We start from the raw sequence: 18,365 nt of genomic DNA, 5'->3' as shown, positions 1-18,365 counted from the left end.
CCCTTCTTATGCGCGGTCCGCAACGCGTTCGCCCATGATGCCGGACGGGCGGAACAGCAGCACGCCAATCAGCACGATGAATGCGAACACATCCTGGTAGTTCGAACCGAACACACCGCCAGTCAGATCGCCGATATAACCGGCACCCAGTGCTTCGATCAGGCCCAGCAGCATGCCGCCAACCATGGCGCCTGCCAGGTTGCCGATGCCGCCCAGCACTGCGGCGGTAAACGCCTTCAGGCCTGGGATGAAGCCCATGTAGAAGTGAGCGTTGCCGTAGTTGGTCGCCATCATCACGCCTGCGACCGCAGCCATGGCTGCGCCGATCATGAAGGTGGCGGAGATCACGAAGTTCGGGTTGACGCCCATCAGGCCTGCCACACGCTGGTTCTCGGCGGTAGCGCGCATCGCGCGGCCAAGCTTGGTGCGGTTGACCAGCAGGATCAGCCCAACCATCACCAGGATCGAGACCACGATGATGACGATTTCCTTGCCCGTAATCGTTGCGCCGGTGGAGCCGATATCAATCGGGCTCGAAGGCAGCAGTTGCGGGAAGGTGAGCGGGTTGCGCGACCAGATCATCATCGCAAGCGTCTGCAGCACGATCGACACGCCGATGGCGGTGATCAGCGGCGCCAGGCGCGGCGCATTGCGCAGCGGCCGGTAAGCGACACGTTCGATGGTGTAGGCCACGATGGCGCAGACCGGCATTGCAAACAGCAACGCAAACACCAGCGTGAGCCAGTCAGGCAGATTGGGGAAATACTTTTGGAGGAAGTTGATGGCAGTCAGGGCAGACATTGCCCCAACCATCAGAACATCGCCGTGGGCGAAGTTGATGATGCCGAGAATACCGTAGACCATGGTGTAGCCAAGTGCGATCAGCGCGTAAATGCTGCCGAGCACCAGACCGTTCACGATCTGCTGGATAAAGATATCCATGAGAACAGCTCCTGCTATGCCTTGCTTTGTTGTAGGCGACGGGATGACGTGCCCGCAAGGTATGCGATCAATCGGATGGGTAAGGTGAGGTTGCTGGTAAGCGGCCTGCCGACACGCCCATGGTGAGGGCCTTGTTTCATTGGCGAGGCTATAAAAAACGGCACCGCAGGGGTAGTCGCGGTGCCGTTTTTAGGGCGGATAACCCTTCGATTACATCTTCACAACGTCAAGAACGCTCTTCTTCTTGTCCTTGTAGTTGTACAGGGTGATGGAGCCTTGCTTCAGGTCACCCTTGTCGTCGAACGCGATGTTGCCGATCACGCCGTTGTAGTTGGTTGCCGGCATGGCAGCCAGGATCTTGGCCGGATCGGTCGAGTTGGCACGCTTCATCGCGTCGATGATCACGTTGACGGCGTCATACGTGAACGGTGCGTAGATCTGCACCGGCGTGTTGAAGCGCGCTTGGTACTTCTTCTCGAAGTCCGCGCCCTTCTCCATCTTCGACAGCGCCAGGCCTGCTTCCGAGCAGACGATGTTGTCGATTGCGTCGCCAGCCAGTTCGGCCACCTTGTCGGTACACACGCCGTCGCCGCCAACGATCTTGGCCGTGATGCCCAGTTCCTTGGCTTGCTTGGCGAACGGACCGCCGGTGGCATCCATGCCGCCGTACATGATCACGTCCGGCTTCTTGCCCTTGATCTTGGTCAGAATGGCCTTGAAGTCGGTCGCCTTGTCGTTGGTGGCCTCACGCGCCACGACGTTCACGCCGTCAGCCTTCGCGGTCTTCTCGAACTCGTCGGCCAGGCCCTTACCGTAGGCGGTGGCATCGTCAACGATGGCCACGGTCTTGGCGCCCAGGGTCTTGGCGGCGTAGTTCGCCAGTGCCGGGCCTTGCTGCGCGTCGGTCGCAACCACGCGGTAGGTGGTCTTGAAGCCTTGCTTGGTGTAGTCGGGGTTCGTCGACGACGGCGAGATCTGCACGATGCCTGCATCGCTGTAGATCTTCGAAGCCGGGATCGAAACGCCCGAGTTCAGGTGGCCCACGACAGCAACAACGTGCTCGTCAACCAGCTTCTGGGCGACGGCGGTGCCGGTCTTCGGATCGCCCGCATCGTCTTCACCGACCAGTTCCAGCTTGATCTTCTTGCCGTCGATGGTCAGGCCGTCCTTGTTGGCTTCTTCAACGGCCAGGCGTGCACCGTTTTCGTTGTCTTTGCCAAGGTGAGCAATACCGCCCGTGAGCGGAGCCGCGTGACCGATCTTGACGACGGTCTCGCCGCCGGCAGCAGCAGCCGGAGCCGACGTTGCTGCAGGTGCAGCAGCTTGGTCTGCGGGCTTTTCCTCGTTCTTACCGCAAGCTGCTACGAGTGCCACGGCAGCCGCAAGCGGCAGAACTTTGGCAAACTTAATTTGCATGAGTGATCTCCTAGATCTCGCAAGAGCAAGAAGAGCGTCCTGCCTCCCGGCCGCTCCCCCCGCGCCGATTGTTTCAATTTGAAACGCGCGAATTGTATCCCCTTTTATTGCGGATGCAATACGCGTCGCAACAACGATTTTTGCAGTAACTACGCCGCTTTACGGGCTTTCCCCAATGCCCAAACAGGCGTCATTTCGCGCAGGCATTCGCGAACGGCGCATAGGCTTATCAAGAACCGTGCCAGACTAGGGGAAACCCCCTATTTGTGCGGCTTGGCGGGCGATTCCCACGATAAATCAAGGCTTCGCCGGTATTGAAGAGGTTTCTGCAATGCACAAAACAAAACGGCCACTCCTGAAAGAAGTGGCCGTCGATTCCTCAAAAGCGCTTTATGCACCGCATTAGGGCGCACAGTTTTTGTGCGCTTTTAAGTGGGCATTTACATAAAGGCATTCAATTGATTTGAAGACCCCTCGGAAGGGGGAAGGACATGTTTTCCTGGATGCCATCAAGCGGACGCACGGTGCGCGCGCCCAGCGCCTTGAGGCGGTCAACGATCGATTGCGCCAGTTCTTCGGGCGCCGAAGCCCCCGCCGTCAGCCCGACGCGGCGCTTGCCCGCCACCCATTCGGGCCTCACCTGTTCAGGCGTGTCCACCATATAGGCAGGCACACCCAGCTTTTCGGCCAGCTCACGCAGGCGGTTCGAGTTCGAGCTGTTCGGACTGCCGACCACGATCACCACTTCCACTTGCGGCGCCATGAATTTCACCGCGTCTTGGCGATTCTGCGTCGCGTAGCAGATGTCCTGCTTCTTCGGCTCGTGCACCGCCGGAAAACGCGCCTTGATGGCCGCCACAATCTCCTGGGTCTCGTCCACCGACAACGTGGTCTGCGTCACGTAGGCCAGACGCGTCGGGTCTTTCACCTCAAGATGCGCTACGTCGTCGACGGATTCGACCAGCAGCATGCCGTCGTTGGCTTGGCCCATGGTGCCCTCCACCTCGGGGTGCCCCTTGTGCCCGATCATGATGATCTCGAAACCCTGCGCGCGCATCTTCGAGACTTCCACGTGCACCTTGGTCACCAGCGGGCAAGTCGCATCGAACACGCGTAGGCCGCGCGCCTCCGCCGCCTCGCGCACCGCACGCGACACACCATGCGCGCTGAAGATGACCGTGCCGCCCACGGGCACATCGTCGAGCTCCTGCACGAACACCGCGCCCTTGTTGCGCAGATCGCCCACGACATACGCGTTGTGCACGATCTCGTGACGCACGTAAATGGGCGCGCCAAACAGCTCCAGCGCGCGCTCGACGATCTCGATGGCGCGATCCACGCCGGCACAGAAGCCGCGCGGCTGCGCCAGCAAGACCTCGGCGTCGGCCTGGGTGACAGGATCAATGGAGTCGAGCGGGGTGTTCACAGCGTTGCTCATATCAGAGGATGCCGATCAACTGGACTTCAAACACGATCGTCTGGCCAGCCAGCGGGTGGTTGAAGTCAAACAGTGCAGAGGTCTCACCGACTTCCTTGAGCACACCAGCATATTTACCGCCGCTCGGCGCATTGAACTCAACCAGGTCGCCCGGCTGGTAATCCTCTTCAAACGAAGAGTTTTCGCGCAGCGTGGCCAGCGACACGCGCTGCAACAGTTCCGGATTACGTGGGCCGAACGCGTGCTCGGGAGCCAGGCGGAACGTCGTGCGCTCGCCCTCGCGCATACCGAGCAGCGCCTGTTCCAGCGTCGGCGCCATCTGGCCTTGCCCCAGCAACAGCGTGGCCGGCTTGTCGTCGAACGTGGTGACGATGTCCGTGTCGTTTTCCAGCGCGATGCGGTAGTGCAGCGTCAGAAAGGAATCCGGGCCAACCACCTTGCCTGCGTCGCTCGGCGCCGCCGCGGACGCCTCGTTCACCAAATTTTGCACGCTTAACCTGCTTGACCAAAAAGTAACCCGTTATTGTACGTCAGCCCTCCCCGCGGCCGCAGGCGCGAAGCCCACCGCACTCTCGCTGACAGGGCCTTTCCTCCGCTAATCCCAACCCTATGGCAATCGTCGACTGGCCCGCCCACGAGCGGCCCCGTGAAAAACTGCTCGCCCACGGCCCCGCCGCGCTCTCCGACGCGGAATTGCTAGCCATCTTCCTGCGCGTGGGCATGCCAGGCAAAAGCGCTGTCGACCTCGCCCGCGAACTGCTCACGCACTTTGGATCGCTCGCACGGCTGTGCCATGCGTCACAACAGGAGTTCTCGTCGATCAACGGCATGGGCCCCGCCAAATACGCGCAACTGCATGCGCTGCTCGAAGTTGGGCGGCGCGCACTAAAAGAAGACTTCACCCAGGGCCAGACCTTTGACTCTCCACAAAGCGTGAAAGATTTCTTGCGCCTGACACTCGGCCACCGCCCGCACGAGGTTTTTGCCTGCTTCTTTCTAGATGTGCGACACCGACTGATTGCCTGGGAGGAACTCTTCCGGGGCACGCTGACGGAAGCCCGCGTCTATCCGCGCGAGATTGCCAAGCGCGCGCTACATCACAATGCAGCCGCCGTGATCCTGGCCCACAACCACCCGACCGGCAATACAGAGCCCAGCGAATCCGACATCACGCTGACCCGCGAGTTGTGCCGCGCGTTGGCCATGCTCGACGTGATGGTCCTGGATCACATGATCGTCGGTCGCACTCACGTCTACGGCTTCCGGGAACACGGCAAAATGTAGCGCCGATGCCGCATTGCACAGTGTCCAACGGCAATCCATCGATCTCGTTGATTTGTCAGCGGTTTTGTGTGTATAATCCGCGTTTCGCTGAAGTCCCACCCCTACAGTGGCGCTGCGCTTGGTTTTGGTCCCAGCGCCCGGTCGCAAACTGTAGCCAACGAATTTAGTTAGGAGTGCTCCATGGCACGCGTCTGTCAAGTGACCGGGAAAGCGCCGATGGTCGGCAATAACGTTTCCCACGCAAACAACAAGACCAAGCGCCGTTTTCTGCCGAACCTGCAGAATCGTCGCTTCTGGGTCGAATCCGAAAACCGCTGGGTGAGCCTGCGCGTCTCGAACGCTGGTCTGCGCCTGATCGATAAAAAAGGCATCGACGAAGTGCTCGTGGACCTGCGCGCACGCGGCGAAGTCTAATTAGGAGTTAAACATGGCCAGCAAAGGCGGACGCGACAAGATCAAGCTGGAATCGACCGCAGGTACGGGTCATTTCTACACGACCACCAAAAACAAGCGCACCAAGCCGGAAAAGATGGAGATCATGAAGTTCGATCCCGTCGCCCGCAAGCACGTCGCTTACAAGGAAACCAAGATCAAGTAATCCTCGCGGATTGCGCATCTTGTTTCCGTCGGCATGACCGACAGCAAAAACCCGCTCTCAGGCGGGTTTTTTGTTGCCCGCTGTTTGGCGCATGCAGCGGTGTACACTGCTCTTCTTTCCGATTGACACGCGACTGTGTTATTCACCAGCCGCGCCTGCACCGCGTCCCGCGTCTTTCATGAATTTCGATGTTGCCGTTGTTGGCAGCGGCTTGGCGGGTCTGACCGTCGCCCTGCACCTAGCCGATCACCGCCGCGTGGTCGTCATCAGCAAACGCAGCCTGCCGGAAGGCGCTAGCGACTGGGCGCAGGGCGGCATTGCCGCAGTGCTCGATTCAGGCGACAGCCATGACGAGCACGTCGACGACACGCTCATCGCCGGGGCAGGACTGTGCGATGAAGCCGCCACCCGCTACATCGTCGAAAACGGGCGCTCGGCCATTGAATGGCTGATCGACCATGGCGTGCCTTTCACGCGCGACGAGCAGGCCGAACTCGGCTTCCACCTGACGCGCGAGGGCGGCCATCGCCATCGCCGTATCATCCACGCCGCCGATGCCACCGGCCATGCCGTGGTCACGACGCTGGTTGAGAAGGTACGCAGCCACCCGAACATCACGCTGCTGGAAGACCACTTTGCGATCGACCTGATTACCGATGCGAAGCTGGGCCAGCCGGGCATGCGCTGCCATGGCCTGTATGCGCTCGACATTGCATCGGGCCACGTCAAGACGATTACCGCGAGCCAAACCGTGATGGCCACGGGCGGCGCAGGCAAGGTCTATCTCTATACGACGAATCCGGACACGGCCAGCGGCGACGGCATCGCTATGGCTTGGCGTGCGGGCTGCCGCGTGGCGAACATGGAGTTCATCCAGTTCCACCCCACGTGTCTGTACCACCCGTTCGCGAAATCATTCCTGATTACCGAAGCCGTGCGCGGTGAAGGCGGCAAGCTGATCCTGCCCGACGGCACGCGCTTCATGCCGGCGCACGATGAGCGCGCTGAGCTGGCTCCGCGCGATATCGTCGCCCGCGCCATAGACTTCGAGATGAAGAAGCGTGGCCTGGACTGCGTCTATCTGGACATCAGCCACCAGAGCCCGGAGTTCCTCAAGGAACATTTCCCGACCATCATGGCGCGCTGCCTGGAGCTCGGTATCGACATCACGCGCCAACCGATTCCGGTGGTGCCGGCAGCGCACTACACGTGCGGCGGCGTGGTGACGGACCACCTCGGGCGCACGGATATCGCCGGCCTGTACGCCGTGGGCGAGACGGCCTACACCGGCCTGCACGGCGCCAATCGGCTGGCGAGCAATTCGCTGCTGGAATGCATGGTGATCGGGCGTGGCGCGGCGGAAGACATTCTCGCGCAACCACCCTCGGACCCCACATCGGCGCAGATTCCCGCGTGGGATGAGAGCCGCGTGACCGACCCCGATGAGGAAGTCGTCGTCTCGCACAACTGGGACGAACTGCGCCGCATGATGTGGAACTACGTCGGCATCGTGCGCACGAACAAGCGGCTGGAGCGCGCGCAGCACCGCATCGCCCTGTTGCGCGAAGAAATTACGGAGTATTACGCCAACTTCCGCGTGAGCCACGATCTGCTGGAGCTGCGCAACCTCGTCGAGGCCGCCTCGCTGATCGTCGACAGTGCGCTATCACGGCATGAGAGCCGCGGCCTGCATTTCTCGCGCGACTACCCCGAGACATTGCCCAAGGCGCTGCCGACGGTCATGCAGCCGACCCATCGGCAGATCGCCCGGAAACGCTAAGGCTTACTCGACGATCCGCAAAGAGAAGTCGGTCGCGCGCACGTCCTTCGTCAGCGCGCCGACAGAGACACGGTCCACACCCGTTTCGGCAAATGCGCGGATCGTCTCGATGTTCACGCCGCCGGACACCTCCAGCAGCGCCTTGCCCGCCGTTACGCGCACAGCCTCACGCATCGCGGGCGGCTCGAAATTGTCGAGCAGCACGGACGTAGCGCCCGCCGCCAGCGCCTCCTCAAGCTGAGTCAGCGTTTCTACCTCGATCTGGATTGCCACGCCGGTGTTCAGTGCCTGCGCCGCACGCAGGGCTGCCGTCACGCCGCCCGCCGCAGCAATGTGGTTTTCCTTGATCAGGATGCCGTCATACAACGCCAGGCGTTGATTCTCGCCACCACCGATACGCACGGCGTACTTTTGCGCTAGGCGCAGGCCCGGCAGCGTCTTGCGCGTATCGAGCACGCGGGCGCGCGTGCCGTCGATGGCCGCAGCGTAACGCGACGTCGTTGTCGCCACACCGGAAAGCAATTGCAGGAAGTTCAGCGACGGGCGTTCGGCTGTCAGCAGGGATCGCGCCGGGCCTTCAATCTCGCACACCACCGAATCGGGCGCCATGCGGTCGCCTTCGTGCTGGCGCCATGTAACGCGCAGCGCCGGATCAATGGCGCGCATGCACGCATCGAACCAAGGCGTGCCGCACAGCACGGCGGTCTCGCGCACGATCACCCGCGCGCGCGCATGGCGATCGGCGGGGATCAGCAAACCGGTGCGGTCACCCGTGCCGACGTCCTCGGCAATAGCAGCAGACACGTTGGCGGACAGCGCCTCGCGCAGTGCCGGGCCAAAGCTATCGAAAATTGCCTGAGCCGGTGCGGCAAAGCTCGTCGTATTCATCTGGGTTGCCGTCATGCCGGGCCGATTCCTTGAAAGAGTTGCGCGTTGGCTGCCAGTTCACCTTGCGGGCGGACCATGGCCTTTTCCCGCGCGGCAAAATCCAGCATGCGATCGATGCAGACCACGGCCTGCTTGCCGACGGCGGGATCCACGTGGATCTCGTTGCGACCGGTCTCCAGCACCTCGGCCAGATTGGTCAGCGCATTCATCGCCATCCAAGGGCAATGCGCGCAGCTCTTGCAGGTGGCGGCGTTGCCGGCGGTCGGCGCCTCGATGAAGCGCTTGCCCGGGGCCGCCATGCGCATCTTGTGCAGGATGCCGTTGTCGGTCGCCACGATGAATTCCTGCGCGGACAACGACTGCGCTGCCGCAATCAGCTGCGAAGTCGAACCCACCACATCGGCCTGCGCCACCACCGATTCAGGCGATTCAGGGTGGACGAGAATCTTCGCGTTCGGGTGCTCGGCGCGCAGCAGGTCGAGCTCCACGCCCTTGAACTCGTCGTGCACCAAACAGGAGCCCTGCCACATCAGCATGTCGGCGCCGGTCTGCTTCTGAATGTAGCTGCCCAGGTGGCGATCGGGCGCCCACAGGATCTTCTTTCCCTGCGCATGCAGGTGCTGAACGATCTTCAGGCCAATCGATGAGGTCACCATCCAGTCGGCACGCGCCTTCACGGCGGCACTGGTATTGGCATAGACGACCACGGTGCGATCCGGATGCGCGTCGCAGAAGGCGGCGAACTCATCCGGCGGGCAACCCAGATCCAGCGAGCAGGTCGCGTCAAGATCCGGCATCAGCACGGTCTTTTCGGGGCTCAGAATCTTGGCGGTCTCGCCCATGAAGCGCACGCCCGCCACGATCAGTGTCTTGGCCGAATGGTCGCGGCCGAAGCGCGCCATCTCCAGCGAATCGGACACGCAGCCACCGGTCTCCTCGGCCAGGTCCTGCAGGTCAGCGTCAACGTAGTAGTGCGCGACCAGGACGGCCTCGCGTTCCTTGAGCAGGCGCTTGATGCGAGCCTTCAGTTCGTCGCGTTCCTCGCGCGACAGCACCGGCGGCACCTTGGCCCAGGCGTGGGCCACGCAACTGGCGCCGGATTGCGCCTCGGAAAGCATATCCGGGCGCTCAAATTCAACCGTCTTGATGTGGGTTTCCATGGTGGTCTCCGCGTCCATTCGCGCTGTTAAGGCGCCGAGAAGCTGGCGCGGCAATGAAACGGACGGCGTGTGAGGAGGACTGGCACCGCGATACATAGTCGCGGCCTATAAAAAATGTGAGTTGGGGCAGTTTACCCAAAAGAAAAGCCCCGCTGCGGAGCGGGGCTTCACCTATGAAACAAGAAACTCAGGCGTAACGGCGCAGGCGAACGGCAAATTCCTGCAACGCGTGGATGCCGCTTTCCTCAGCCCGCTTGCACCACTCTTGCAGTTGATGCAGGAGTTGCTCACGCGTGGCGTTCGAACGACCCCACAGCGCGCCAAGCTCGCGGCGCATCTCAACGAAGGTGTGCAACGCCGAATGGTCCGACACGATTTGCGAGAGCTGCTCGCGCTGCGGCGCGCCCAGCTTGGTTTCGTCACGGTGGAACCACTTGCGGGCGGGCTTCAGTGCACGGTATTCCACAGCCCGCGAGTCCTTCAGCTTGGCCAACTCTTGGCGGTAAGCCGCCTTCACAGTCTTAGCGTAGCGGGCCATCACGTCGTAGCGGTTGGCGATGATGGCTTCCAGTGTGTTCTGGTCAACCGGCTTCACGTCGCCAAAACGGGCCTTGGGCGCCACTTTCTTGACCTTCGCCAGACCAACGATCTCCAGCGCTCTGATGTAGCCCCAGCCGATATCGAACTCATACCACTTGACCGAGAACTTGGCCGACGTGGCGTACGTGTGGTGGTTGTTGTGCAGCTCTTCGCCGCCGATGATGATGCCCCACGGCGACACATTGGTCGAAGCGTCTTCGCAGTCGAAGTTGCGGTAGCCCCAGAAGTGGCCCAGGCCGTTGATGATGCCGGCGGCGTGGATCGGGATCCACAGCATCTGCACCGCCCACACCGTCAGGCCCAGCGCGCCGAACATCAGCACGTCCAGAATCAGCATCAAACCGACGCCCTGCCATGTGAACTTCGAATACACGTTCTTCTCGACCCAATCGTCCGGCGTACCGTGGCCAAACTTCTGGATCGTTTCCTTGTTCTTGGCCTCGGCGCGATACAGCTCAGCACCTTCCATCAGCACCTTGCGGATGCCACGGGTTTGCGGGCTGTGCGGATCCTCTTCGGTTTCACACTTAGCGTGGTGCTTGCGGTGAATGGCGGTCCATTCCTTGGTAACCATGCCGGTGGTCATCCACAGCCAGAAACGGAAGAAGTGTCCGGCGATGGGATGCACGTCCAGCGCACGGTGCGCTTGGCAACGGTGCAGAAAAATCGTGACGCTGGCGATGGTGATGTGCGTCATCACCAGCGTGAAAATCAGAATCTGCCACCAGGCCCAATCCAAGGTGCCGTTGGCAAGGAAAGTCAGAAAGGAGTCGATCAAAGTGTTCTCCGTGGTCAACTCGGGGTGATCAAAGCAGCCTTTGGTCCCTCAATTGATCGGGACGGTGCTGCCTCTTAAGGCCATCCGCTGTCGTAGCGTTACGACAATGGGGTCGTGTTGGCGGTGATTCGGGTGCTGGCACCCGGCTTGCGCGTCACATCGGCGAGCTTCTCGCTGCCGGTCATGTGATCTCCGCCCCAGCGCAATACAAGGTATTTGCGGTGCTTTGTCGCAAATGCTAGGCCTTTGCGACGGCCCGTCTGATCCTTTGTGGGAGCAATCGGCATTTTAACCGAATACCCCCTCTATTCCATGGGGGAAAACCGCCGTTTTGACCTCGGACAAGGGTGCACCGTTCCGCCCGCAGGTGTGTTAGGCCTTCAGGGACGCGCCGGATGAGGCTACCGCATCACCCGAAGTGCTTGAAGCGCCCTGCTGCAGCGCCAACGGCCCGAGCACACGCACTTCCCTTTGCGGATACGGAATGTCAATGCCGGCCTCTTTGAAGCGGCGATAGATGGCGCGGTTCAGGTCAGACTGCACGCCAAGCTTGCCGTTGTGCGGATCGCCGATCCACACACCAAGTTCGTATTCGATGCCGCTGTCGGCAAACAAGGCCATGAAAGCGGCAGGCGCCGGCTCGGGCAGAATGCGCGGGATGCCCTCGGCGCATTGCAGCAGCAGCGCCAGCACCGTTTCCGGATCGGCGGCATACGATGCCTGCACGCGCACTGCCACGCGCACGGTGCCACGCTCGTTGTGGTTCTGCACCGCCTGCGCGACCATCAATTCGTTCGGAACCAGCGTATCGCCATCGCCGTTGCGCACCACGGTGTAGCGCGTGCGGATCTGCGTGACGATGCCGGTGTATGTGCTGACCGTAATCTGATCGCCGAGCTTGAGCGAGCGCTCGAGCAGGATAATGAAGCCCGAGACGTAATTGCTGGCGATCTTCTGCAAGCCAAAGCCCAAGCCCACACCCAGCGCGCCGCCAAACACCGACAGCACCGTCAAATCGATGCCCACGAGCGACAGGCTCAGCAGCAGCGACACCAGCAGCAGCACCGCCTTGGTTACACGCGACAGCACCACCTTCAGGTTGGCATCAATGGCCGAAGCGCGCGTAATGCGGCTGTCCAGCCACGAGCCGAACCACATCGCCACGAGCACTGTGACGAGAATCCACACCACGCCCATCAGCATGGCGGCGAGGCTCACCTTCTGCTTGCCGCCCAGCGCAAAGCGGATGCCGTCGAGGTAATCCACCACGTCGCCCAGCACGCCCAGTACATAGAGCACCATGCCCATCCACATCAGCGTGGTCAGCACCCGCTCGGCGACGACGAGCATGCCGTGCAATTCTCCATTGCCCGACAACACACGGCGCAGCACGTAGAAGCCGAGATAGAGAATCGCCAGGCCGAACAGCGGCACGGCAGCCAGGCGGAACACGCTGATCGGCATGGTGCCGATCAGGGCATAGCGCGCGCCCACCACCAGCAGCCAGCCGATCAGCGGAAACACCGCCCGCTCCAGGCTCGACCAGGCAAAACGCAGGGCGAACGTGTCGTTCACATGGGCCGTATGCAGGCGCCGCGAAATCGGCCGCGCGATCAGCCACGCGGCAACGAGCACCAGCACCAGCACGCCCAGTTGCCAGATGAAGCGCGGGCCACCCAGATCGGAGACGATGTCGTCGATCATGTGGCCCAGCGCGATATGGTTCAGATTCAGCGGCAATCCGTTCATTGGCGTGACCGGTTATTGCGAACCCTTATTGGGTCCGATAGGGCAACGCATCACCCGCATGCTTCTGCCAGTTGGCGGCATAGCGCTGGGCAAGATCAGCGTCGCCGCGCACGATCAGCACGTTCTCAGCATTGCCGCGCTGCGCGGTCTGCGTAAAGTTGAAGCTGCCGGTGACCAGCACTGGGTGCGCGCCGCGCGGGTCAATCACGATGACCTTGTTGTGCGCGTTCTTGTAGCGCACCTCCAGCCAGACGGGGATGCCTGCATTCGCCACTTCGGGCACGCGACTGCCGCCGGAGCGCGTCATCTGCTCGCGATCGGCCAGCACCCGCACATCCACCCCGCGCTGATGCGCCGCCAGCAGCGCACGCGTAATCGCCTTGTTCGACAGCAGATACGCCTGCACCAGCACCTGCTCACGCGCCTGGTCGATGGCGTCTGCCAACAACCCTTCGATGTCATCGTCGGGGGTGAACGCAGCCTGCACCGTGCCCTTGGCCGGCTGCACCGGCGGCGTGCTGCGGGCCAGCGCCACGCCACCCGCAGCAAACGCCAGCCATGCGGCCAGCAGCCAACCCAAACGGCGCAGCATCATGCGCGGCGCTCCAGCACGGCCGCGAAGAAGCCGTCGGTCTGATGCGTGTGCGGATACAGCTCCAGGTAGGGCCCCATTTCCAGGGCGATCTTCTGCGCGGCGAGCACCTCACCGGCGGGCACGAGCACGAAGTCTTCATGCGCAGCCAGGAATTGCTCGACCACCTGCTGGTTCTCGCGCGCCAACACGCTGCAGGTCGCGTAGACGAGGCGGCCACCCGGCTTCAGCAGCCGCGCCGCCGATGTCAGGATCGACAGCTGCTTGGCCGACATTTCTTCCACGGCCTGCGCAGATTGGCGCCACTTCAGGTCCGGATTGCGGCGCAGCGTGCCCAAGCCGCTGCACGGGGCGTCGACCAGCACGCGATCGATCTTGCCCGCCAGGCGCTTGACCTTGGCATCGTGCTCGCTGTCGATGCGGCCCGGATGCACGTTCGACAGGCCGCTGCGCGCCAGGCGTGGCCCCAGGTTCGACAAACGCTTTTCCGATACGTCGAAGGCATACAGGCGCCCCGTCGAGCGCATCGCCGCGCCGATCGCCAGGGTCTTGCCACCGGCGCCGGCACAGAAATCGACCACCATCTCGCCGCGCTTGGGTGCCAGCAATTGGCACAGCAGTTGGCTTCCCTCGTCCTGCACCTCGACCGTGCCGTTGGTGAAGATGTCTAGCTTGTTCAACGCCGGCTTGCCCGCCAGGCGAATGCCCACTGGCGACAACGGCGCCGCAGCACCTTCGATACCCGCCTCGGCCAGTGTGGCAAGCACGGCTTCGCGCTCGCCCTTGAGCGTATTCACACGCAAGTCCAGCGGCGCGGGCGTGAGCCACGCTTGCGCCAGTGCCTCGGTGAAATCCGCACCGTGCTGGGCAACCAGCGCGTCGAACAGCCAGTCGGGCAGGTTGGCGCGCACGCGGGCGGCCAGCGCGGCGCGGTCGCGGTTTTCCCAGCGATCCAGCCATTCGGCCTCCGCCGGGTTCAGGAACGGCGCAATGGCCTCACGCCCGGCCGTCTGCAGCAAACCGAGCAGCACCAGGCGACGACGCGCCGGGCCAGTGCCGCTCTCGGCAAACTGGCCGAATTCCACCTTGCGGCGAAGCACAGCAAAGGCCGCTTCGGCGATGATGCCGCGCTCGCGGTGGCCAAGTTCGTGGTGCTCGCGGAAGTACTGGCTGACCACCATGTCAGCGGGCGCCGCGAAGTGGAGCAGGCGCGCAAGCACCTTGTCGAGGTGTTCCAGATGGCTGCCATGCACGCCCGTACGCGGGCGCGGAGCGCTGCGCGGTGCCGGCTTGCCCTGCGGTGCCCGATACCAGCCACCACCGCCGGAACCCGCGCGCTTGTTGGCCGACCCGCCGTTTCCATTGCCGCGCGAACGCTGACGATCCTGACTCATGCTGCCTCCCGGGCGTTGACGCCAATGACAAGCTGCGATTCATCCGGAGAGACGCGCACAACACCGTCTTCGATCGACAACCGCCCTTCCACGAACCAGCGCACGGCACGCGGATAAATTGTGTGTTCCTGCGCCAGCAGCCGCCCGGCCAGCGAATCCGGCGTGTCGTCCTGGCGCACGTCGATGATGGCCTGCAGCACGATCGGGCCGTGGTCCAGGTCAGCCGTGACGAAATGCACCGTCGCGCCATGCACCTTCACGCCCATGGCCAACGCGGCCTCGTGCGTGTGCAAACCCGGGAAGCACGGCAACAGCGACGGATGAATGTTCAGCATGCGCCCGGCGTAGCGCTTTACAAAGCCCGGCGTAAGGATGCGCATAAAGCCGGCCAGCACCACCAGATCAGGCGAAAAGCCGTCGATCACCTGCGCCAGGGCGGCGTCGAAGCTGTCGCGATCGGGGAACGCCTTATGGTCGACCACCGCGGTGGCAATGCCGTGCGAAGCGGCAAATTTAAGTCCTGCCGCATCGGGCCGATTAGAAATGACGGCGGCAATGCGTCCCGACCAACCTTCAGCCTGACAGGCGCGGACAATGGCTTCCATATTGGAACCGCGTCCGGAAATGAGAATGACGATGTTTTTCATCGCGGCATTTTATCAAGTGCGCCGGAGTTCCCCGAGAAAATCGGGTGTGATGCCTGCGCAGCCATGCCGCGGGCGCTTTTGCGGCCACCGTGGCATTTTGCCGACGCATGCCGGCAAAAACGCTGTCATGCCGGCAAAAGGAAGGGGCAACCGTTGGCGCGCTTTGGCGCGCTCTGATAATCTCAGCGCCATAATTGTCCGCGCTCCCGAGGGGTCGGGTGGGCTGCCAGCGGTGATCCGACGCGTATCAAACGTCCATTCATCCTGCGCTGCAACATCGTGCGGGCGATACCGTGACGGTCGATCGGCACAGGGTGAGACACCCGGCCCGTCGACCATCGCCCGCGCCGGGTCGACACGCGTACAACAACAAGAGGGCATTGCCCTCACCGGGGAATAAGAATGACGAGCTCGCTGCGTAGCCTGCTGGTGGTCGACGACCACCCTCTCGCCTTATCTGGCACGACCACGTTTCTTGCACACGCCTTGCCTGAAGTTCAGGTGCACGCGGCTATTGGCCGGCGCCAGGCGCTTGCGCTGGTTGAAGAAGGCGTCCGGCCGGACGTCGTGCTGCTGGACGTGTGGCTGTCCGACTGCACCGGCTTCGACGCTATGCGCGAACTGCGCGGCAAACTGCCAGAAGCACGCTTTGCCTTCATGTCGGCCGAAAACACGCCGGAAATCGTCGCCAAGGCCCAAGCGCTGGGCGCCATCGGCTTCATCGGCAAGCACGCCGATGCCCATGCTTTCTCCAAGGCGGTGGCCGGTATTTTCGGCGGCGACGCGTCGTTCCCGTCGGAAGACGATATGGGGGGCACCAACGGCAAGGGCGGTGCCTCGCATGGCATCCCCATCACGCCGGCAGAACTGGGGCTGACGCCGCGCCAAGGCTCGGTCCTGGCGCTGCTGCTCGAAGGCCTGCCGAACAAGTCCATCGCACGCCAGTTGGGCCTGACGGAAAACACCGTCAAAGAACACGTCTCGGCGATTTTGCAGCGGCTGGGCGTACGCACGCGCATCCAGATCATTTCGCGCATGGAGCGTTTCCGCCTGACGGGCGCAGCCTGAACTGAGCGTCCGGCCTCATCAATTCGGCGCCGCCATCGACGGCGCCGTTTTACATTTCCGTCAGTAAGCGACCTGCGGCTCGGCCGAGCGACCGCGCAGCCAGCGCTTGAGCAGCACGCGCAGCATGTTCGGATCCATCGGTTTGGCCAGTAGCAGGTAGCCGGCTTCTTCGGCGCGCGCGAGGGCGGCGGAGTTGCGATCGCCAGTCAGCAGCACGGCGTGGGCATCCGGGTGGCTGACTTGCCAGCGTTCGAGCAGTTGCAGGCCGTCTTCCTCGCCGGGCAGGCGCAAGTCGCAGAAGATGATCTGCGGGCGGATGCCGCGCGCCAGCAGTTGCTCGGCGGAGCGACCATCGGCGGCGCTGTGGACTTCCACACCCCACGCTTCGAGCAGCGCGTGCCAGGCCTTGCGGATCTGCGGGTCGTCATCCACCACCAGCACCACGCCGGAGAACCGCGGCTGATCGAGCACGGCGCGCTTTTGCTCGGCGCGAGGCTGCGTGGCCAGCGGCGCCTTGATCTCGGCGGGCACCGGCCGCAGCGCCATCCAGAACATCGAGCCGCGCCCCGGCACCGAGCGCACGCCAAACGTCCCGCGCAGCAGACGCACGCATTCCTTGTAGATCGACAGGCCCAAACCCAGGCCCTGACTCGGATCGCGCTCGGGGTTTTCAACCTGGTAGTACGTCGAGAAGATGTCTTTCTGATGCTCAGGCGCGATGCCGATGCCGGTATCCCAGACCTCGATCCGCAAATGCTTCTGGCGCACGCGCAGCGCCACCATCACGCCGCCGCGCTCGGTGTAGCGCAGCGCGTTCTGCAGCAGGTTGAACAGCGCCCGGCGCAGCAGCACCGGCTCGGCCATCCCGAACACGGGCAGCGGCGGGATACGGGCCGCGAGCGTCAGGCCCTTGGCACGCGCATCCGGCATGAACTGCTGAACAACCTCGGTGATGACCTCGCCCAGATCCACCGGCTCCAGCGTCGGCGAGGTCTTGCGGCTCTCCAGCTTGGACAGATCCAGCAGCGAGCGGAAGAGCAGATCGATGGTCGCGGCGCCCGAAGCGAGTTGCTCCACCAGCGGCGCCAAAGATTCCGACTGGTTGCGCGCCCGCAGCGCCTCCACCAGGAGCACGATCGCATGCACCGGCTGGCGCAAGTCGTGGCTGGCCGCAGCCAGGAAGCGCGATTTTTCTTCCGATGCCGACAAAGCGCGCTGCTTCTCGTCCTGATAGCGGCGCGCAAGCTGGCGGCTCTCGTTTTCAAGCTGAATTTCGCGCACCAGCGTGTTGTGGATGTTCACGGCATGCCGCGTCAGCAGCGCCGCAAAGAACAGCAGCACACCGCGCAAATACAGCCCGTGCCCCGGAAACGCCTGCTCAGCCAGCACAAAGTGCGGCGCCAGGATGCCCGTCCCGAGGATCAGCAGGCTGGACGGCACCGGCGCCTGCGACAACACCGCCGCCGCCGCCACACCGATGATCACGATCATCAGCAGGCTGCTGAACTCCAGTGACGGTGACATCAGATACAGCCCCGCCGAACAGCCCCACGCCACCCCGCCCACCGCCGACATGACGTGCATGCCCGTCCACCACTTGCGGGTGTGCGCCGCCAGCGTCATGCGGGTCAGGTCGTAGCGATAGCCAAAATAGAAGCGCAGACCTGACGCCGTCAGGCACAGCATGATCAGGCACCAGCCCAGCAGCACGGGGCGGTTTGAGGCATCCCAGAACGCAGCGACCGTCAAGGCGGGCAGCACGACCGAGGCAGCAATCCCCATGGGGGCCCCGCGATGCACGGCGGCGAGCAGCTTGGCTCGGGCGTCCAGTTCAAGCGGCGCGCGGCTGGCAAGCCCGAACTTGGCGAAGAAAAGGCGCAGCGAGGCGTTCAAGGAGATATCGGGTAGGAACTGGATACCGGATTGTGCCGCAAGCATGAACCGCGCGGGCGCACCGTTCGGACGATTGTGCAACACTCCGACACCTAGCCGCGTGCGCGCCGGGGATGGGGCAATCCCTTATATAATGTG

Annotated in this window: 17 protein-coding genes; 5 read left to right on the top strand and 12 right to left on the bottom strand. The window is 62.9% G+C overall.

Annotation, left to right across the window (positions count from 1 at the left end):
• Positions 1–6 precede the first annotated feature (6 nt).
• The 4 genes from NG898_RS01980 to NG898_RS01965 all read right to left on the bottom strand — a co-directional run bounded on the left by NG898_RS01980 (position 7) and on the right by NG898_RS01965 (position 4,286).
• Entirely contained in the window at positions 7–942 is a 936-nt protein-coding gene (locus NG898_RS01980) for a branched-chain amino acid ABC transporter permease (protein WP_092972803.1), read from the bottom strand.
• 210 nt (positions 943–1,152) lie between these two features.
• A complete protein-coding gene (locus NG898_RS01975; RefSeq protein ID WP_252690862.1) occupies positions 1,153–2,358 on the bottom strand; it encodes a branched-chain amino acid ABC transporter substrate-binding protein in 1,206 nt (401 codons plus the stop codon).
• A 454-nt stretch (positions 2,359–2,812) separates the two neighbouring features.
• A complete protein-coding gene (gene ispH, locus NG898_RS01970; RefSeq protein WP_252690861.1) occupies positions 2,813–3,796 on the bottom strand; it encodes a 4-hydroxy-3-methylbut-2-enyl diphosphate reductase in 984 nt (327 codons plus the stop codon).
• A 1-nt stretch (position 3,797) separates the two neighbouring features.
• Positions 3,798–4,286 carry an FKBP-type peptidyl-prolyl cis-trans isomerase gene (locus NG898_RS01965; protein ID WP_024974982.1) on the bottom strand — a complete coding sequence of 163 codons (489 nt, stop codon included), beginning with the start codon at positions 4,284–4,286 and terminating at the stop codon, positions 3,798–3,800.
• Positions 4,287–4,405: 119 nt separating this feature from the next.
• Here NG898_RS01965 and radC point away from each other — a divergent pair, with 119 nt between their 5' ends.
• The 4 genes from radC to nadB all read left to right on the top strand — a co-directional run bounded on the left by radC (position 4,406) and on the right by nadB (position 7,458).
• Positions 4,406–5,080, top strand: a complete 675-nt coding sequence (radC, locus tag NG898_RS01960) for a RadC family protein (protein ID WP_252690860.1) — start codon at positions 4,406–4,408, stop codon at positions 5,078–5,080.
• A gap of 180 nt (positions 5,081–5,260) precedes the next feature.
• Positions 5,261–5,494 (top strand): 50S ribosomal protein L28, encoded by a 234-nt coding sequence (gene rpmB, locus NG898_RS01955; protein WP_004631999.1) that lies wholly within the window; start codon positions 5,261–5,263, stop codon positions 5,492–5,494.
• 13 nt (positions 5,495–5,507) lie between these two features.
• Positions 5,508–5,678 carry a 50S ribosomal protein L33 gene (gene rpmG / locus NG898_RS01950; RefSeq protein ID WP_003262397.1) on the top strand — a complete coding sequence of 57 codons (171 nt, stop codon included), beginning with the start codon at positions 5,508–5,510 and terminating at the stop codon, positions 5,676–5,678.
• Between the two features lie 178 nt (positions 5,679–5,856).
• Positions 5,857–7,458, top strand: a complete 1,602-nt coding sequence (nadB, locus tag NG898_RS01945; RefSeq protein ID WP_252690859.1) for an L-aspartate oxidase — start codon at positions 5,857–5,859, stop codon at positions 7,456–7,458.
• 3 nt (positions 7,459–7,461) lie between these two features.
• Here nadB and nadC read toward each other — a convergent pair whose 3' ends face one another.
• The 7 genes from nadC to purN form a co-directional block, all read right to left on the bottom strand.
• Entirely contained in the window at positions 7,462–8,361 is a 900-nt protein-coding gene (gene nadC / locus NG898_RS01940) for a carboxylating nicotinate-nucleotide diphosphorylase (RefSeq protein WP_252690858.1), read from the bottom strand.
• Positions 8,358–9,506, bottom strand: a complete 1,149-nt coding sequence (gene nadA, locus NG898_RS01935; RefSeq protein ID WP_252690857.1) for a quinolinate synthase NadA — start codon at positions 9,504–9,506, stop codon at positions 8,358–8,360. The genes nadC and nadA overlap by 4 nt, the downstream gene beginning before the upstream one ends.
• 187 nt (positions 9,507–9,693) lie before the next feature.
• A complete protein-coding gene (locus tag NG898_RS01930) occupies positions 9,694–10,884 on the bottom strand; it encodes a DesA family fatty acid desaturase (RefSeq protein WP_252690856.1) in 1,191 nt (396 codons plus the stop codon).
• A gap of 372 nt (positions 10,885–11,256) precedes the next feature.
• Entirely contained in the window at positions 11,257–12,633 is a 1,377-nt protein-coding gene (locus NG898_RS01925; protein ID WP_252690855.1) for a mechanosensitive ion channel family protein, read from the bottom strand.
• A 25-nt stretch (positions 12,634–12,658) separates the two neighbouring features.
• Positions 12,659–13,228, bottom strand: coding sequence for a phospholipase D family nuclease (locus tag NG898_RS01920; protein WP_252690854.1), 570 nt, complete (start codon positions 13,226–13,228; stop codon positions 12,659–12,661).
• Entirely contained in the window at positions 13,225–14,619 is a 1,395-nt protein-coding gene (locus NG898_RS01915) for an RsmB/NOP family class I SAM-dependent RNA methyltransferase (protein ID WP_252690853.1), read from the bottom strand. The genes NG898_RS01920 and NG898_RS01915 overlap by 4 nt, the downstream gene beginning before the upstream one ends.
• Entirely contained in the window at positions 14,616–15,266 is a 651-nt protein-coding gene (purN, locus tag NG898_RS01910) for a phosphoribosylglycinamide formyltransferase (protein WP_232040803.1), read from the bottom strand. The genes NG898_RS01915 and purN overlap by 4 nt, the downstream gene beginning before the upstream one ends.
• Before the next feature lie 402 nt (positions 15,267–15,668).
• Here purN and NG898_RS01905 point away from each other — a divergent pair, with 402 nt between their 5' ends.
• Positions 15,669–16,334 carry a response regulator transcription factor gene (locus tag NG898_RS01905; protein ID WP_027680729.1) on the top strand — a complete coding sequence of 222 codons (666 nt, stop codon included), beginning with the start codon at positions 15,669–15,671 and terminating at the stop codon, positions 16,332–16,334.
• A 60-nt stretch (positions 16,335–16,394) separates the two neighbouring features.
• Here NG898_RS01905 and NG898_RS01900 read toward each other — a convergent pair whose 3' ends face one another.
• Positions 16,395–18,227, bottom strand: a complete 1,833-nt coding sequence (locus NG898_RS01900) for an ATP-binding response regulator (protein ID WP_092973020.1) — start codon at positions 18,225–18,227, stop codon at positions 16,395–16,397.
• Positions 18,228–18,365 lie beyond the last annotated feature (138 nt).

It is taken from the genome of Ralstonia mojiangensis (assembly GCF_023955645.1).
Lineage (GTDB): Bacteria > Pseudomonadota > Gammaproteobacteria > Burkholderiales > Burkholderiaceae > Ralstonia > Ralstonia mojiangensis.
The sequence above is the reverse complement of the archived record's forward strand: the minus strand, read 5'-3'. Positions and strand labels throughout refer to the sequence as shown.

Coding starts and splice junctions, on each gene's coding strand:
- NG898_RS01980 (WP_092972803.1), bottom strand. CDS start 942: ATGGATATCTTTATCCAGCAGATCGTGAACGGTCTGGTGCTCGGCAGC.
- NG898_RS01975 (WP_252690862.1), bottom strand. CDS start 2,358: ATGCAAATTAAGTTTGCCAAAGTTCTGCCGCTTGCGGCTGCCGTGGCA.
- ispH (WP_252690861.1), bottom strand. CDS start 3,796: ATGAGCAACGCTGTGAACACCCCGCTCGACTCCATTGATCCTGTCACC.
- radC (WP_252690860.1), top strand. CDS start 4,406: ATGGCAATCGTCGACTGGCCCGCCCACGAGCGGCCCCGTGAAAAACTG.
- rpmB (WP_004631999.1), top strand. CDS start 5,261: ATGGCACGCGTCTGTCAAGTGACCGGGAAAGCGCCGATGGTCGGCAAT.
- rpmG (WP_003262397.1), top strand. CDS start 5,508: ATGGCCAGCAAAGGCGGACGCGACAAGATCAAGCTGGAATCGACCGCA.
- nadB (WP_252690859.1), top strand. CDS start 5,857: ATGAATTTCGATGTTGCCGTTGTTGGCAGCGGCTTGGCGGGTCTGACC.
- nadC (WP_252690858.1), bottom strand. CDS start 8,361: ATGACGGCAACCCAGATGAATACGACGAGCTTTGCCGCACCGGCTCAG.
- nadA (WP_252690857.1), bottom strand. CDS start 9,506: ATGGAAACCCACATCAAGACGGTTGAATTTGAGCGCCCGGATATGCTT.
- NG898_RS01925 (WP_252690855.1), bottom strand. CDS start 12,633: ATGAACGGATTGCCGCTGAATCTGAACCATATCGCGCTGGGCCACATG.
- NG898_RS01920 (WP_252690854.1), bottom strand. CDS start 13,228: ATGATGCTGCGCCGTTTGGGTTGGCTGCTGGCCGCATGGCTGGCGTTT.
- NG898_RS01915 (WP_252690853.1), bottom strand. CDS start 14,619: ATGAGTCAGGATCGTCAGCGTTCGCGCGGCAATGGAAACGGCGGGTCG.
- purN (WP_232040803.1), bottom strand. CDS start 15,266: ATGAAAAACATCGTCATTCTCATTTCCGGACGCGGTTCCAATATGGAA.
- NG898_RS01905 (WP_027680729.1), top strand. CDS start 15,669: ATGACGAGCTCGCTGCGTAGCCTGCTGGTGGTCGACGACCACCCTCTC.